This is a genomic window from Ensifer sp. GW823-FHT05D09 (assembly GCF_058795755.1).
Genome location: NZ_JBXAIA010000003.1, coordinates 162075 through 177054, shown reverse-complemented (window position 1 = coordinate 177054; position 14980 = coordinate 162075). Strand labels below are relative to the sequence as shown.

Below are 14980 nucleotides of genomic sequence, written 5' to 3'. Positions count from 1 at the left end.
ACAAGCCCGGAACCACCTTCAGGGCGACACCGGGACCAGGACCTGCCAAGGCACGCTCGGCCTCAGGGTTTGCGGATGATGCTGCCGAGCGGGCGCTTGAGAAGGCTGTCGCGCAGCGAGCCTTCGCGCCGCGGCTCCGCTGCGGGGCGGGCGGCATTGGGATCGGCGGGTGACAGCGGGCGATAACCGGTCGTCGGCTCGGGGGGCTCCGTCAGAAGCTGCTGGCGGATCTGATTGAAGCGTTCAAGCTGCGGATTGCCGGGCTCCGGTGCGCGCGGCAGCATATCGGGGCGGTAGGGCTCGATTTCGTCAGGGCTCTCTGCGAAGTCAGTCTCTGCCGGCTCGTCGTGGGCCTCCGGTCCCAGTTCCGTGGCCCAGAGCCGCTCTTCCTGTTCACCGGGGTCGGTAGCCGCCAGATAGCTCTGCTGGAAACTGGAGATGTTCGGGCCGGTGATCGCCCGCATGCGGTTGACGATCGAGCGAATGTCGACGGTCGGTGGCGCGTCCTCATCCACGCGGTCGGTGATCCCGTGGGCGCGCGGCAGCCGCTCCTCCTTGACGCGGTCGAAGCGCATGCGCATGGGCACCGCCACCGCCTCGCCGAACGCGATGGCTTCGCCGTTGCCGATCGACGAGATAAAGCTGGTGGTCGAGATCGACGAGTTGGGAATGGCCGAGCGGATGATGTCCTGGTCGCGGTCGTTGGCAAGCCGCATGGCAAAGACCGTCGAGCACTGCGACAGGATCGTCGGGTCGAGTTCGCCCGGGCGCTGGGTGATGATGCCGAGCGAGACGCCGTATTTACGGCCTTCCTTGGCGATGCGGGCGATCGCCTGGCGCGTCGGCAGGAAGCCAAGCGAGGGATCGGCGGGCACGTAGCGGTGGGCCTCTTCGCACACGACCAGCATATGGATGCCGCCATTGCTCCAAAGGCCGATTTCGAACGCCATGCGGCAGAGGACCGAGGCGACGGAGTTGACGACTTCGGAAGGAATGCCGGCAAGCTGGAAGGTGGAGATCGGCCGGCCTTCGCCGGGAATGCGGAAAACCTTGGCGATCGTATCCTGGATCGTGTCGGAGATCGTGTTCGACGAGAACATGAAATGGTAGCGCGGGTCGTTGATCGCCGAGATAATCCGGACTTTGAGCGAGCGCAGGTGCGGCTTGTCGTTTCGCCCTTCGAGCCGACCGATGCGCTCCTCGATCAGCGCCAGCAGATCGGCGATGCGATAGGGCACTGGCGTGTCGGCGGTCACCGAGCTTTTTTCCGACTGGCGCCGCATCAGGCCGGATTCGGCGCTGCCCTTGAAGGCCTTCTTCGCGTCCGGGATGACGTCGCGCAGGATGTCGAGCTCTTCGGGAACGGCCGGTCGGCCACGGAAAATGACCTCGGCGAACTCTTCCAGCCGGAAGAACCAGAAGGGCAGGTCGAGCGTTTCGGGGTCGATGACGACCGAAAGCTCCGGGAAGGCGGCGGCGAACTCGTTGTGCGGATCGAGGATCAGCACGCGCAGCTTCGGATCGGTGGCAATCGCCTTGTTGAGTAGCAGCGTCACGGCGGTCGACTTGCCGACGCCCGTGGTGCCGACGATGGCGAAATGCTTGGCGAGCATCGACGGCACATGGATCGTCGCATCGAGGCTTTCGTCCTGCGTCAGCTTGCCGATGATGCAGCAATCGTCCTGGCCGGAATCGTAGATGCGGGCGAGATCTGCGGCGCGGATGCGGTGGGCAACCGCACCGAGATAGGGGTAAACGCTGATGCCGGCGGAAAACTCCTCGCGGCCGCTTGGGCCCGGATGGACTTCGCCCATCAACTCGACTTCGATGCGGAACGTGTTGTTGGTGTCTTCGCCCCATTCGGAGCCGACAGTCTGCATGGAATAGACGAGCGCGACGACGCGGTTCCTGCCCACGGTGATCGAAATCAGCCGGCCTACCGACCAGAGTTCGGTCAGCGATGTTTCGCCCTGTTCGGCGACGGCGGCGATGGTTGCGCGCGAACCGCTGCACGCAACGACGCGGCCGAGGAAGCGATTGCCGGGCTTCAAGCCGTCGCGGCGATCCTGCTCTCCGGCACGTATCGAGGAATGAAGATCATTGTTCAGCAACGCAAAACCCCGCACAACGGTCCTTCATGTTAGCGCTGGGGATTTAACAACTCGTTTCGACACAGGCTGCGAGCGACGCGGGCCTGATCTGGTGCATTGTTCGGATCGTTGTATGCGAGTAAGCTAATATAGCGAATTCAAAAATCTGCCTGCCACGGGAGATTTACATCATGAAAATTCGTGACAGCGTGCTTTTGGGCGCAGGTTTTCTCGCCATCAGTTGCATCTCCGGCTTGGCGCAGGAAGTCAAAGGCGTCCCGGGCTCTCCGCAAGCCACAATCACGATTGACGGCAAACAGCTTCCCCAACCTGATCCAAGCTTCGGCGGCGTGATCAATCAAAAGGCCACGGAATCGCAGCCCTGGTGGGCCCCGCGCATCGTCCCGCCGCAGGGTGCTCCCAACGTGCTGCTCATCATGACCGATGATGTGGGATTTGGTGCGCCCGGCACCTTTGGTGGTGTCGTCCCGACGCCTGCTCTTGATCGCATCGCCCAAGAAGGCCTGCGTTTCACGAACTTTCACTCCACGTCGCTGTGCTCACCGTCACGCGCGGCGCTGATTACCGGCCGCAACCATCACGTCGCCGGCTTTGGTGTCGTTGGTGAGATGGCGACAGGATACCCAGGCTATGACTCGATCATCCGCAAGGAGAACGGCACCATAGGCACCATTCTCAGGGACCATGGCTATGCCACCTCGTGGTTCGGCAAGAACCACAACACGCCCTTCTATCAGTCAAGCCAGGCGGGCCCGTTCGACCAATGGCCAAGCGGGATGGGTTTCGATTATTTCTACGGCTTCGTCGGCGGCGACGCGAGCCAGTGGCAACCGAACCTGTTCCGCAACACCACGGCCATCTACCCGTTTGAAGGCAAGCCCGATTGGAACCTGACCACGGCAATGGCCGACGATGCCATACAATACATGAAGCAGCTGAAGGAGATTGCGCCAGACAAGCCATTCTTCGTCTACTACGTGCCCGGCGGCACCCATGCGCCGCACCATCCCACGCCGGAATGGATCAAGAAGATCGGCGATATGCATCTCTTCGACGAGGGGTGGAACAAGCTTCGCGAGACCATCTTTGCCAACCAGAAGCGGCTGGGCATCATGCCCGAGAATGCCAAACTGACACCTTGGCCAAAGCAACTGCCGGAATGGGATACCCTCAGTCTCGAGCAGAAGAAGCTCTTCATCAAGCAAGCGGACGTTTATGGAGCGTACCTCGCCTATACCGACAACGAGATCGGCAGGGTTATCCAGGCTGTCGAGGATCTGGGCGAACGCGATGACACGCTGATCATCTACATCAGCGGCGACAATGGCGCGAGTGCCGAAGGCACGCTCAACGGCACGCCGAACGAGTTCACCACATTCAACGGCGTTCCGGTGCCCGTGAAGGATCAGTATCTCTGGTACGAATTCTGGGGCTCGGACCGCACATTCCCGCATTTTTCCGCTGGTTGGGCGTGGGCGATGGGCACGCCGTTCAAGTGGGTGAAGCAGGTCCCGTCGCACTTCGGCGGGACGGCTCAGGGCATGGCGATGTCGTGGCCGGGCCACATTGCCGACGCCGGAGGCATCCGCCGGCAGTTCCACCATTTCATCGACATCGTCCCGACGATCCTTCAGGCGACCGGTATCCAGGCGCCGGACACGATCAACGGTGTCCAGCAACGCCCCTTCGATGGCGTGAGCATGATGTACACATGGGACAAGGCCAATGCCGAGGCGCCATCCGCTCGCACGACCCAGTATTTCGAGATGCTCGGCAATCGCGCCATTTATCACGATGGCTGGGTGGCGGCGACGACGCCAGCGACCCTGCCGTGGGAACTGAGCTCCAAGACGCCTCCCGATGTGATCTCAGGATACAAATGGGAGCTCTACAACGTCGAGGACGACCCCACCCAGTTCGACGATCTTTCTGCCAAGATGCCGGACAAGCTCAAGGAAATGCAGGCGCTGTTCTATTCGGAGGCAGCAAAGCACGATGTGCTGCCGCTGGATAACTCCACGCTCGCCCGCTGGAACGCGCCTCGTCCGAGCCTGACGGCGGGAAGAGCGGAATTCACCTATTCGGGCGAACTCAGCGGCGTGCCACCCAGTGCCGCTCCGAGAATACTGGATAAGTCCTACACGATCACGGCCGAAGTCGAGATACCCGAAGGCGGTGCGGAAGGCATGATCGTTACCGAGGGTGGGCGGTTCGGCGGTTACGGGCTGTTCCTCAGCAAGGGAGAACTGGGGTTCGGCAGCGGAAAGGTCGTCTTCCTCTACAACCTGCTCGACCTCAAACGGACCACATGGGAAGGGCCGGCACTGAGTGTCGGCAAGCACACCATCGTCTTCGACTTCAAGGCGGACGGGCCGGCATTGGGGCAGGGTGGCACGGGTATCTTGACGGTGGATGGTAAGGAAGTGGCCAGGAATTCGATGGATCACACCACGCCAATTACGTTTCCTGAGGACGAATCGTTCGACGTCGGCCTGGATACGCGCTCCGGCGTCGCGATGATCGAGTATCGCTACGATCCACCTTTCAGGTTCACTGGCAAGATCGACAGGCTGACGTTCAGATTGAACGAATGACCGACGATGAAGCCTTGGGTCTTCGTGCCGCTCCAACGCCCATGATCGCAATGAAAGGCAGATGCCGGAGAGCGCGATGAAATCGGTTCTGATGTTTTCGGCCGTCGGCGAGGCGGCCACGGGGATTGCGCTGCTCATCGTTCCGTCTGTTGTGGCGGAGCTATTGTTCGGTGAGCCCGTCGTCGGCGCAGGGGCGGCGGCGGCTCGCGTCGCCGGGATCGCCCTGATCGCATTGGGGCTCGCCTGCTGGCAGCGTTCGCCTCTGGTCGGCATGCTGGCCTACAATGTGGCCGTGACGCTGTACCTTGCCTATTTGGCTGCCGCCGGTGGGCTCACCGGTGTCCTCCTGTGGCCGGCCGTCGCGCTGCATGCCGTCTTTTCCATCCTCCTGTTGCGCGCCTGGCTCGCCGCTCCGGAGCGTTGAACACAGATCCTGGTTCATGACGCGAGCCCTCGGGGCAACAACCTAATTGATGGCATCTGTATCTAACCTATTGTCAGTGTTGAGAAAACGGCAGCTGAAGAGGCGGTGATCGCCGGCCCGGCAGCTAAGCCGTTCGAGAACCATGCGCGCAGTTGCCAATGTAATTCAACCAATTGGTTGACTATTTGTTGGAGTGGGCGTACGTTCAACCAAATGGTTGAATTAAAGGTGCCCGAGATGCTGTTCGTCTTTCACCCCGACCACGAGCCGAATGCCCAGGAACGCTTCTGGATCGCCCGTCTCGACAGGCTCGAGACGGTGCTGCGCCAGCGCGTGCCTGCATCCGCAGAAGGCGATGGCCTTATCGGCCTTGGACAGGTCAACGCCCGTTCAACCAAACCTCACCCGACTGACGCCGGCCTGATCAATCCAGGCCCGGTGGACCCAAGCCAGAAAAACCGAAGCACGACAAACCCAAGAAGGAGACGGCAGATGAATGATCTTGCGACCCTCGACGCCTATGGCGTGCTGAGCCAACCGGACACTTTGAAGTTGACGCGGCTTTTGCCGGGTCCGATCGAGCGGGTCTGGGCCTATCTGACCGACAGCGACCTGCGCAGGCAGTGGCTGGCGTCGGGTGAGATGGAGATGAAGGTCGGTGCGCCGGTCGAACTTGTCTGGCGCAACGACGAACTCACAAACCCGCCCGGCGAGCGCCCGGCCGGCTTTCCCGACGAGCACCGGATGGCAAGCCAGATCACCGAACTCGATCCGCCGCGAAAACTCTCGATAAGCTGGACCGGCAGCGGCGACGTTTCCTTCGAGCTGGAGCCGGTGGGCAACAAGGTGCTCTTGACCGTAACCCATCGCAGCATTGCCGACCGCGCCACCATGCTGATGTTCGGTGCCGGCTGGCATATGCATCTCGACATCCTGGCGGCCCGTGCGACAGGGACCGAGCCGATGCCCTTCTGGGACGGCTGGAGCCGGCTGATGAAGGACTATGATCAGCGCCTCCCGGCCTGACCGGACGAAAGACCCGCTCCGCCCGGACGCGCGGCGGAGCGCTCGTCATCGTCCGCTGGCAGCGCCGGTTTGCTGCAGCAAGCGTGCGAGGGGGCAGGGCAGCCGGCATGTCGGCACCTTGCGGGACCTGATCTCAAGTCTGCCCGCAATGTCGACGCAGAAGATCGGGCGTGCGTGCAGATCATCGACCTCGACGCGTTCGGCACCGATCAGGGCGCGCGGCTGCCTGGCGATCTCGTGGCAAGGCTGGTCGATGAGTGACGCCGGCTGGAGTTCGGCCGCAATCGATCGGCGCGCGGTGAAGTCAGCAACGTTGCTGCGTCATTCCCGCATCGGGAGCGATTTGAAGCCGGAAATCTGCAGAGGCTGCCTCGACGGGCATGCTGGGCTTTGGCTGGCGGTGGCCGGGGTCGGCTCTGTCGCGCTGCCTATTCGTGCGAGTTCATGTCGAAGACGACCCAGCGGAAGAACAGGTAGATTGCGGCCGCGCTGATGACCAGCGGCGAGAGTACGGAAAGATCAAGCATATCATTGCCTTGTTTTTTAGAACTGCATCATGCAGTGGAGCCATCTTTCCTCAGCCCCCTTAAATTTAAGTGGAACAATATGGTAAACGGAATTGATTGATGGCGGCGGCGCGCAGCGGCGTCACCAGTGCTGGCCGCGGCAGTGCCGGCCCGCTTCAGGACGATCGGATATCCTCCGGAAAAAGCGTTGACGCTTTAGCGCTTTGTGTTTATCAAATCGTCCCATGATAAATTTTGCGATTATTCTTGTGGTGGGACGGCGCATGGGCAGGATGGTGTAACCATCCGGCGGTAGCCACCCATGCGCTAAACGAGGCTCCTGACGGGGCCTTTTTTTATGCCTTCAAACAAGCTAAGCACCCAACTGGGAAAAGGGACGGAAGCAAGTCAATGAGCGGTACAGAAAACCAGATGACAGGCGCGGAGATCGTTCTCCAGGCACTGAAGGACAATGGCGTCGAGCATATCTTCGGCTATCCCGGTGGCGCCGTGCTTCCGATCTACGACGAAATCCACCAGCAGGAGGATATCCAGCACATCCTCGTTCGCCACGAGCAGGGCGCCGGCCACATGGCCGAAGGCTATGCCCGCTCCACCGGCAAGGTCGGCGTCATGCTGGTCACCTCGGGTCCGGGTGCTACCAATGCGGTCACGCCGCTGCAGGACGCGCTGATGGATTCCATCCCGCTGGTCTGCATTTCCGGCCAGGTCCCGACCTCGCTGATCGGTTCCGACGCCTTCCAGGAATGCGACACGATCGGCATCACTCGGCCGTGCACCAAGCACAACTGGCTGGTTCGCGACGTCAACGATCTCGCCCGCATCATCCATGAGGCCTTCCGCATCGCGCAATCCGGCCGTCCGGGTCCAGTCGTCGTCGACATCCCGAAGGACGTGCAGTTTGCGACCGGCACCTACACGCCGCCGTCGGCCGTCCCGGCCCAGAAGAGCTATCAGCCGAAGACGCAGGGCGACCTGAAGAAGATCGAGGAAGCCGTCGAACTGATGCGGACGGCCCGCCGTCCGATCATCTATTCCGGTGGCGGCGTCGTCAATTCCGGCCCGCAGGCCTCGACACTGCTGCGCGAACTGGTCGAGCTGACAAACTTCCCGATCACCTCGACGCTGATGGGCCTCGGCGCCTATCCGGCTTCGGGCAAGAACTGGCTCGGCATGCTGGGCATGCACGGCACCTACGAAGCCAACATGGCGATGCATGACTGCGACGTCATGGTCTGCATCGGCGCGCGCTTCGACGACCGCATCACCGGCCGCCTCAACGCGTTTTCGCCCAACTCCAAGAAGATCCATATCGACATCGACCCGTCGTCGATCAACAAGAACGTGCGCGTCGACGTGCCGATCCTCGGCGATGTAGGCTCGGTTCTGGAAGACATGGTTCGCCTGTGGCGCGCGGCCAAGAAGGCCGACGACAAGACGCGGCTCGCCGACTGGTGGGAAGGTATCGTCAAGTGGCGGGCGCGCAACTCGCTGGCCTATGCGGCCAACGACGATGTCATCATGCCGCAATACGCGATCCAGCGCCTCTATGAGCTGAGCAAGGGCCGCGACACCTACATCACCACCGAGGTCGGCCAGCACCAGATGTGGGCCGCCCAGTTCTTCGGCTTCGAACAGCCGAACCGCTGGATGACCTCGGGCGGTCTCGGCACCATGGGCTACGGCTTCCCGGCCGCCATCGGCGTCCAGGTCGCGCATCCGAACAGCCTCGTCATCGATATCGCCGGCGATGCCTCGATCCAGATGTGCATCCAGGAAATGTCCTGCGCGGTCCAGTACGGCCTGCCGGTCAAGATCTTCATCCTCAACAACCAGTATATGGGCATGGTGCGCCAGTGGCAGCAGCTGCTGCACGGCAACCGCCTGTCGCACTCCTACACCGAGGCGATGCCCGACTTCGTCAAGCTGGCCGAAGCCTATGGTGGCGTCGGCATCCGCTGCGACAAGCCGAGCGAGCTCGATGCTGCGATCCGCAAGATGATCGATACGCCGGCACCGGTCATCTTCGATTGCCGCGTCGCCAACCTCGCCAACTGCTTCCCGATGATCCCATCGGGCAAGGCGCACAACGAGATGCTGCTGCCGGATGAGGCCACGGACGAAGCGGTCGCCAACGCGATCGACGCCAAGGGCCGCCAGCTGGTTTGAGATAGGGACAGGAAACAACAAAATGAGCGCACACCTTCAACCGACCGGTTCCGCCTATTTCATCGCCAAGGAAACCGAAGTCGCCGAAACGCACACGCTTTCGGTTCTCGTCGACAACGAGCCGGGCGTTCTTGCCCGGGTCATCGGCCTGTTCTCCGGCCGCGGCTACAACATCGAGAGCCTGACCGTTTCGGAAACGGAACACGAAGCGCATCTGTCGCGCATCACCATCGTCACCCGCGGAACGCCGCACGTGCTCGACCAGATCAAGAACCAGCTGGAAAGGCTGGTTCCAGTCCACCGCGTCGTCGATCTGACGGTGCGCGCCGGCACGCTCGGCCACGACCGCCCGGTCGAGCGCGAACTGGCGCTGGTCAAGGTGCATGGCTCGGGCGACCATCGCGTCGAGGCCCTGCGGCTGGCTGACGCCTTCCGCGCCTCGGTCATCGACGCCAACATTGATCACTTCGTGTTCGAGATCACCGGCAAGCCATCGAAGATCGAACAGTTCATCGCCATCATGAAGCCGCTCGGCCTCATCGAAGTCTGCCGCACCGGCATCGCCGCGATGAACCGCGGCCCGCAGGGCATGTGATTTTCTGCACGCAAGGGTGGTTCATGCCGTCCTGGCGCCTGTAGTGCCATCACACTTCAAACTTGGGCAGCCTCACGCTTCACGCGGGGGCTGCCTTTGTCCTTCAAGCCGGGATCGTCTCCTCGCACCTCGTGCCGGGGCTGCCCCCTCACCCTTACCCTCTCCCCGCAGGCGAGGAGAGGGGACTGGCACCGAGCGTGCCTCGCTCTTCTGCTTCGCCGCGAATTTTTCAAAACCTGTGATCCAATGTGCGCGGCGATCCGCCGTGGCCGCCCCTGTGAACTCAGTCGCAAACGACGCGTTTGCATCGCGGGCTAGCCACGCGTGTTCTTCTCCCCGCAGGCGGGGAGAAGGTGGCCGGCAGGCCGGATGAGGGGCAGGCGAAGCCCACGCACCGACCCGCTGTTGACTTCGCCGGCATTTCTCGCCGACTAATCGTGGACAGAAACCCCGGAGATATCAGGTGATGAGCTCCACGACGATGCAGGCGTTTGTTCTGACGCGATACGGTGGTCCCGAGGCTGCGCAGTTGCGCGCGGTGCCGCGTCCGCGACCTGCACGAGGCGAAGTGCTCGTCCGTGTGCATGCCGCCGGTCTCAATCCCGTCGACTACAAGACCCGCGAAGGCATGCTCAAGGTCGTCCAGCGCTATCCCTTGCCAACTGTCATGGGCAACGAGATTGCGGGCGTCGTCGAGGAGTTGGGAGACGACGTCACGTCCTTCAAGCCGGGAGACCGCGTTTTTGCGCGCATGCCCAAGGGTGCCATGGGGGGCCTTGCCGAATATGCGGTGGTGCCCGCGCAGTTCCTGGCGAAGATGCCGGCGTCGATCGATTTCACCACCGCAGCCGGTGTGCCGCTCGCCGGGCTCACCGCGCTGCAGGCGCTGCGCGACGAGCTTCATGTCGGCCCAGGCAGCAGGATCCTTATACCCGGCGGCGCCGGGGGCGTCGGTACCTTCGCCATCCAACTGGCGAAATGGCTGGGGGCGGAGGTTACGACGACGGCATCGCCGCGTGGCCGTGCGCTTGTCGAAGGGCTCGGCGCGGACGTGGTGATCGACTATACGACTGAAAGCTTCGAGGAGCAGGTGCGCGGCATGGATGGCGTCTTCGATCTGCTTGGCGACGAAACGCTTCTAAAGTCATTCAGCGTCGTCAAACGCGGTGGAAAAGTCGTCTCAATCGCGGGCATGCCCGAACCGGAAACGGCCCGCAAGGATCTCGGTCGCGGCATGTTCTTGCGAACGCTCTTCTGGCTTGCGTCCTACCGGATACGCGCAGTCGCGAGGAAATACGGCGTCTCCTACCGTTACCTTTTCATGCATCCTGATGGTGTAGAGCTTGCCGAGCTTGCCGGTCTCATCGAGTCAAAATCGATCACGCCAGTCATCGATCGCGTGTTTCCGCTCAAGGACGTTGCCGAAGCCTTTGCCTACCTGGAATCCGGCCGTGCCAAGGGCAAGGTGGTGGTGGAGATAACAAGCGGCTCGCACTCGTAAACGTCTAGTGTATCGGCACCGTTTCGAGGGCCGCGAGCCGCAGGGCATGTGCTTTTCAGCCAGCGGACAGGGGCGGCCCTTGCCTGGGTTATCGGAGCCAGACAGGCGAGTTTGCCCTCACGCCAGCCCTCTCGTCGCAGGCGGGCTGAGGGGGCAGCCTCGAGTTTGTGCCATTCGGCTGGAACTGGGCCGGTCTCCCGATCCTTGTCCGACAGGCTTGCATCTTCGCTCGGTCTTGCTGCGCACGTCAAAAGGGATCAACATCCGCTTTTGATGCCTGTTCATCGGGGGAAATCGGACAGCCAGCGCCGGGAAGCCGGTAACCTTCCACTTGCCCGAGAACACAAATTGCCCGCTCCGTTGCCGGCAAACATCGATGGTGAATGAACTCTCGACAATTTTCAGGAGCGCACAAAATGCCAAGCACCAAGCGGCCTTACGATGAGTCCCTTTTGCGCAAGGCCTTCGATGTGGCGCGGCGCTCGCGCGAAGGCGGGGATCACCCGTTCGGTTCCATTCTCGCCGACAGTGATGGCAATGTCCTGCTGGAGCAGGGCAATGGCTACACTTCGGAAGGGGGCGACCGTACGGCGCACGCCGAGCGACTTTTAGCCACGCGCGCCGGCAAAGCCTATGATCTGTCGTTTCTTGCCGAATGCACGATGTACACATCCGCCGAGCCATGCGCCATGTGCTCGGGCGCGATCTATTGGGCAGGCATCGGGCGCGTCGTGTTTGGCCAGTCCGAGAAGGAGATGAAGCAACAGATTGGCGAGAGCGAGGAAAATCCGACGCTGGATCTCCCCTGCCACATCGTGTTTGCCGCGGGCCAGCGCCCGACGGAAGTTGTTGGCCCGATGCTTGCGGGCGAGGCGGCGCAACTGCACGAAGAATACTGGTCTGGCCGTTAGAGTTCCATGCGTTCAGACGATCAAGCTGTCGTCCGACACCAGGCCACGCGCCCGCTTGAGGCGCATCGAGCGGGTCACGGCGATGTTCCTGCCTGTCGATGGCGAAGGCGGGCGGCTATCGACGGATGCGGCCCGCACAGTGAGACCAAAACGCCGTTAGATCATCTCCAGCGACCTTTTGCGCTTCGGCGGCGGGAAGGCGGCGTCTAGGGCGGCGAGGTTTTCGCCCGTCAGGTGAATGTCCATGGCGTCGCGGTTTTCGCCGGCGCGTGCCGGTGAGGCAGTCTTGGGGATAGAGATCACGCCGGGCTGTGTCTTGAGGAAGGCGAGTGCGATCTGTGCCGGCGTTGCCTGATGCGCCTTGGCGATGTGGACGAGATCGGCGTTGCGCAACAGCCGGCCCTCGTCGAGCGGCGAATAGGCCATGACGGCGACACCGCGGCTCTGGCACCAGGGCAGGAGATCGTATTCGATGCCGCGGCGGGACAGGTTGTAGAGCACCTGGTTGACGGCAACGTGTCTGCCATCCGGGACTGCAAGCAACTCCTCCATGTCGTCGACATCGAAATTGGACACACCCCACGCGCCGATCTTGCCGGCTTTCTTCAGGGCTTCGAAGGCCGCAACCGTCTCGGCGAGCGGATAGCCGCCGCGCCAGTGCAGCAAGTAGAGATCGATATGGTCGATGCCGAGATGTCTCAGGCTGCGCTCGCAGGCGGCCTCGGTTCCATCACGGCTGGCGTTCGACGGCAGCACCTTGCTGACGATGAAGGCCTCGTCGCGCCGGCCCTTGACCGCTTGGCCAACGATCGCCTCGGAGGCGCCGTTGCCGTACATTTCGGCGGTGTCGATCAAGGTCATGCCGAGGTCGAGGCCGGCCTGCAGGCTTCTCACTTCGTCTGCTGCGCGTGAGCGCTCGTCGCCCATGCGCCAGGTGCCCTGGCCGAGAACCGGGACGCTGCGGCCGTTGATGAGCGTGGTGGTCGGGATCGGATCGTGCATGCGGTTTCCTCTTGGTCGGATGTCGCGTCGCGTTCGGCTTCGGGCAGGGACACGGCGTTTCTCGCGTGGCAATCTAGCGCAATCGGCTGGTCTTTCGAGATGTCATTCGAAGGCAGCGGATCAGGCTCACGAAGCCGACCGGCCGCGCTCCCTTTCCAGCTTCTGCAGGATATCGACGAAGGCGCGCACGCGGGCGGGGCGATAATGCGACGGCGGGTAGACTACGTGGATGCCGCCCGATGGCAGCGTCCAATCGGTGAGAATACGGACAAGGCGGCCCTCGGCAAGCTCGCTGCGGACCTGATAATCCGGCAGCACGGCAAGGCCGATACCGGCAAGGGCGCAGCAATAGGCGGCATCCGTGCTGTCAACGGCGACGACGCTGGTGCCGACGACGGGCGCCTGTTCGCCGCCGGCATGGGAGAACGTCCAGTTCAGCGGCGCCTTCAGCGCGCCGTTGGCGATCCAGCTTGCCTGCGACAGCGCCTGCGGGTGCTCGACCGTGCCGAGGCGGACGGCGTAGGCGGGCGATGCCACCAGATATTGCTCGAAGGTGCCGATGCGCCGCGCCCGTTCGCTGGAATCCACCAGCCAGCCGGCGCGGATGGCGATATCCAGCCGCTTCTCGATCATGTCGAAGACGATGTCGTTGAAGGACAGGTTCACCTGCATGGCCGGGTAACGCGCGACATAGAGGGCGACTGCGTCGACGACGACGCGCATGCCATAGTCGAGCGGTGCGGTCAGCGTCAGCGTGCCGCTTGGAATTTCCGCTTCCTCCGAGACTGCGCCGACCGCCTCATCGGCGTCGCGCAGGATCAGCACGCAGCGCTCGTAAAAGCGCAAGCCGCTGTCCGTCGGCCGCAGCCGCCGCGTCGTGCGGATCAGAAGGGTGGTGCCGAGCTCCTTTTCGAGCTGTGCGACCTGATGGCTGACGGCGGCCTTGGCAAGCCCGAGTTTTTCCGCCGCCGCGGTAAACGACCCGGCCTCGACGACAGCAACAAAATGGGAAAGTCGGTTCAGATTGACGGTCATGCGACTTTTCTTGTGATTGTCTGAAATGATCAGACAATCTGTTCAAGCTGCCGGGCTTTTTCAAGAGGGTTTTGCCCGGCATTGTCGCGCCATCGACAATTGGCCTGGTGAAGGAGACCTCATGCACATCCTGATGACGCGGCGCGCCGCATTGAAGACGGCCGTTGCCGCTGGCGCAGTTGCCCTGTTGCAGCCGGCCGGCAGCCTTGTGGCCCATGCTGCATCAAAGCTCGAATGGACATACTTCCAGGCGAACGAAGTCGGCTTCAGCCGTACGCCAGTGCTTCTGACCGGCGAGAAGGAGGCAATCCTAATCGACGGCGGCTTCACGCTATCGGACGGCAAGGCGGTTGCAGACGCCATCAAGGCGACGGGCAAGAGGCTGACGACGATCTATGTCAGCTGCAGCGACCCGGACTTCTATTTCAGCCTGCGCCCTGTCGTCGAGGCGTTCCCGGATACCAAGGTCTTGGCGGCGCCGGCGACCGTTGCGGCGATCAACGCCAATGTCCAGACCAAGCTCGATACCTGGAGCCCGCAGCTCGGCGACAACGGGCCGAAGGTGCTTGCCGATGTCACCATCCCCGAGGCGTCTGATCTTTCGTCGCTGTCGCTCGAAGGCAATCGGATCGACATCGTCACCATCGATGGCTTGAAAGATCGCCGCTACCTGCATGTGCCTTCGCTCAACGCCATCTTCGGCGGCGTACTCGTCTATTCCGGTTCGCATGTCTGGGTCGCCGACGAACCTACGGCGGAAGGCCGGAAGACGTGGATCGAGGCGCTCGAGGCGATGGCGGCCCGCAAGCCCGATATCGTCGTGCCGGCGCACAAGGGTGAGGGAGGGCCCGAAGGCATTGAGGCGATCCTGTTTACCCGTGACTACCTTATCGCTTTCAACGCGGCGGAAGCCAAGGCCAAGGACAGCGCCGAACTGATCGCTGCCATGACCAAGCTCTATCCGGATTTTACCGACGTCTCATCGCTCGAGCTTGGCGCCAAGGTCGCCAAGGGCGAGATGAAGTGGGGCTGAACCCATCCGACACCATGGCGACCCGTCCGTCTTTTGAGGCGCGCGGGTCGCT

At 62.4% G+C, this 14980-nt stretch carries 11 protein-coding genes; 8 read left to right on the top strand and 3 right to left on the bottom strand.

The window, feature by feature from the left end:
• Positions 1 to 62: 62 nt before the first annotated feature.
• Positions 63 to 2111, bottom strand: coding sequence for an ATP-binding protein (locus AC1Q80_RS11255; RefSeq protein WP_492360483.1), 2049 nt, complete (start codon positions 2109 to 2111; stop codon positions 63 to 65).
• A 170-nt stretch (positions 2112 to 2281) separates the two neighbouring features.
• Here AC1Q80_RS11255 and AC1Q80_RS11250 point away from each other — a divergent pair, with 170 nt between their 5' ends.
• The 7 genes from AC1Q80_RS11250 (at position 2282) to AC1Q80_RS11220 (ending at position 11858) form a co-directional block, all read left to right on the top strand.
• A complete protein-coding gene (locus AC1Q80_RS11250) occupies positions 2282 to 4705 on the top strand; it encodes an arylsulfatase (protein ID WP_492360482.1) in 2424 nt (807 codons plus the stop codon).
• 76 nt (positions 4706 to 4781) lie between these two features.
• The gene (locus AC1Q80_RS11245; protein ID WP_492360481.1) at positions 4782 to 5129 is read left to right on the top strand and encodes a hypothetical protein; all 348 of its coding nucleotides are present in this window, start codon (positions 4782 to 4784) and stop codon (positions 5127 to 5129) included.
• A 492-nt stretch (positions 5130 to 5621) separates the two neighbouring features.
• On the top strand, positions 5622 to 6155 hold the full coding sequence (locus AC1Q80_RS11240) for an SRPBCC family protein (protein WP_173421052.1): 534 nt from the start codon (positions 5622 to 5624) through the stop codon (positions 6153 to 6155).
• Between the two features lie 917 nt (positions 6156 to 7072).
• Positions 7073 to 8851, top strand: a complete 1779-nt coding sequence (locus AC1Q80_RS11235; protein WP_492360480.1) for an acetolactate synthase 3 large subunit — start codon at positions 7073 to 7075, stop codon at positions 8849 to 8851.
• A gap of 22 nt (positions 8852 to 8873) precedes the next feature.
• Positions 8874 to 9446 (top strand): acetolactate synthase small subunit, encoded by a 573-nt coding sequence (gene ilvN / locus AC1Q80_RS11230; RefSeq protein ID WP_065786853.1) that lies wholly within the window; start codon positions 8874 to 8876, stop codon positions 9444 to 9446.
• Between the two features lie 466 nt (positions 9447 to 9912).
• Positions 9913 to 10947 (top strand): NADP-dependent oxidoreductase, encoded by a 1035-nt coding sequence (locus AC1Q80_RS11225; protein ID WP_492360479.1) that lies wholly within the window; start codon positions 9913 to 9915, stop codon positions 10945 to 10947.
• A 416-nt stretch (positions 10948 to 11363) separates the two neighbouring features.
• On the top strand, positions 11364 to 11858 hold the full coding sequence (locus AC1Q80_RS11220) for a nucleoside deaminase (protein WP_173420542.1): 495 nt from the start codon (positions 11364 to 11366) through the stop codon (positions 11856 to 11858).
• A gap of 156 nt (positions 11859 to 12014) precedes the next feature.
• On the opposite strand, the gene AC1Q80_RS11215 is transcribed toward AC1Q80_RS11220, so the two are convergent.
• A complete protein-coding gene (locus tag AC1Q80_RS11215) occupies positions 12015 to 12860 on the bottom strand; it encodes an aldo/keto reductase (protein WP_492360478.1) in 846 nt (281 codons plus the stop codon).
• A gap of 126 nt (positions 12861 to 12986) precedes the next feature.
• Positions 12987 to 13895, bottom strand: coding sequence for a LysR family transcriptional regulator (locus AC1Q80_RS11210; RefSeq protein WP_492360477.1), 909 nt, complete (start codon positions 13893 to 13895; stop codon positions 12987 to 12989).
• Between the two features lie 130 nt (positions 13896 to 14025).
• On the opposite strand from AC1Q80_RS11210, the gene AC1Q80_RS11205 reads away from it, so the two are divergent.
• Positions 14026 to 14928 (top strand): MBL fold metallo-hydrolase, encoded by a 903-nt coding sequence (locus AC1Q80_RS11205; protein ID WP_492360792.1) that lies wholly within the window; start codon positions 14026 to 14028, stop codon positions 14926 to 14928.
• The last annotated feature ends 52 nt before the right edge of the window (positions 14929 to 14980 follow it).